Raw genomic sequence first — 2156 nt, forward strand, 5'->3', positions numbered from 1 at the left:
AAAAGGCTTGAAAGCCTTGTCGGGTATGCCTTCTGCCTTCATGCAGCCAGCCCTATTTATTTCCTATTCATAATTCCTAAAATTTGTCAAGTTTTTTGTAAAGAAATATGTTTATAAAGCATAGCTTTTTTAAGGGGGGCTGGGGGGGATCTAAATCTTGCGGAAAACTTTGAAAACACGCCCTAGGCCAAAATCATCATGCCACTAGGCGGTAACTCAATCCTGACCGTTGCCCTACCCTGGTCATGTTGAACGATTACAGTTTGATTCTGGGGTGGATTGCGTAATTGAGAGTTACTCCAGTAACTGTTGTAGAGCAGAGTAAGGGTTGAGCCGTGGGGGTGTAGTGAGGCATCAATGGTGACGTATGCACCACGGTTTTCAGTGCCATGGGTGTTTAAAGCAACCAGAATTTCTTGATTGTAGAGAATCCTTGACCAGGCAATTAATTCTCCAGCATCAGGAATAGCAAAAGGTTTGCCGAGATAGGAGGTTTCTCGGAGGTATTGACGACCGCCACGTAGGGTTTTACCAATCAGATCTGGTCGATTCCGGAGGTTTGCGATCGCAGAAATTCTGAGATACGTGGGATGGTCTGAGTCAAAGAAGTGACAGCCACTGGTTTCAAATGCTCCAAAGCTACCCCCAAACATCGATTCACGAATATAGCGATCGCTATTGGAAATGTTGCCATACTCATTTATTGCTTCAACACTAGGGTCATGGCGGTTTTCTGTGCCATCAAATGCTTGTTCAGTACCGTAATAGATACAGGGTATACCCAACGTGGTCAGTTGCACCCCTACCGCATGGGCTATTTGCTGGTATTTACTAGGAATAGAGTTATTAGCAGCAAAGCGATGTTTGCGATCGCGCCCGACCATATCATGGTCATCTAAGATGGAAACATGATACCGTCCCGTTTCCCGGTGGCTACCAAGGATATTATGCTCCTCAAATTGACCAAAAAACTCCCTTGGCGGTGTTAATCCTTTTACCATCTGTGCTAATCGCTTTGTGGGTTCCCCAATATCAAGCACAGCATCCAAGTTGCGACCAAATACTTCCAGGTAGTTGCGGGACATATGAGCCCCATCGGTTACTTCTCCCACCAGTAGGATGTTATCCTTACCAATCGATTCCGCATATTCCCGGATAGCACCACAAAAACTACGGGAAACTCGCCAAGGAATATGCTTAACGGTATCAATGCGAAATCCATCGCAGTCACTTAGGGCAATCCAGTATTGATAGACTTTAATAATCCCTGCTAAGACTTCCGGTTTAGCGACATTAATATCTTTTAAATCAAAGAAATCCCCTCGGCGAAATTCTAGCTCCGGATGCAGTTTATCTTCCCAAGGGTCTGCACCCCATTCGTTAATATGACCAGCACGAGTGTACCAATCCATGTTTTGAAATTCTTGAGGCCATACCCCATCAATTTCTGTAGTGATTTGGGAAATCGCTTTACCAGTGCCAGAACGCCAACTATGAAATGGATAAGGGGGTTCAAAACGGTAGGGAAGGGTAGCCTGAGGATTATCATTATCATCTTGGTAGAAAAAGTTATTGCCACTGTGGTTATAAATGATGTCTAAGATCACATACATTTCCCGCTCATGGGCAGCATCCACTAAATCCCGTAAATCCTGACGGCTGCCAAATCGGGGGTCAACATCTAGGAAATTTTGAATCCCGTAGCCGTGATAGGTGTCTAGTTCAATCCGTTGTCGCCAAACTGGACCAATCCAAAGGGTAGTGACACCTAATTGTTTCAAGTAGTCCAATTTACTTTCGATTCCCTTGAGGGTACCCCCTTGAAACCTTTTTCCCTTGCTCATCCAGTCACCTTTATTTTTGGCTTTAAATTGGTTTGGATTGCTACGGTCAAACTTTTTCCGCTCTAGTTCTAACCCATCACTGAATCGGTCAGGTAGCAGAAAGTATAGAATCTGGTCTCGCCAAGTAATCGGACTGGGATAAACATTGCCCCTCGGTTGCAGGTTGGCCTCAGCAAGGGTTTGGGGAGAGCATGGTTCAACTGGAGTAGACACGATGGAAACCTTTGGTGAATCGATGTTCGTTTCTTTAACGGTATACACCAGTAGATAATTATATTCCGCAAAAGATTAGGGGGAGTCGGGAATCGGGAG

General features: G+C 44.9%; 1 protein-coding gene. It reads right to left on the bottom strand.

Going from position 1 to position 2156, the window contains the following annotated elements; all coding sequences use genetic code 11:
- Nucleotides 1-182 precede the first annotated feature (182 nt).
- Nucleotides 183-2057: an alpha-amylase family glycosyl hydrolase gene (locus tag F6K49_RS43035; RefSeq protein ID WP_293069193.1), complete on the bottom strand. Its 1875-nt coding sequence runs from the start codon at nucleotides 2055-2057 to the stop codon at nucleotides 183-185.
- Nucleotides 2058-2156 lie beyond the last annotated feature (99 nt).

The organism is Moorena sp. SIO3I6 (assembly GCF_010672095.1).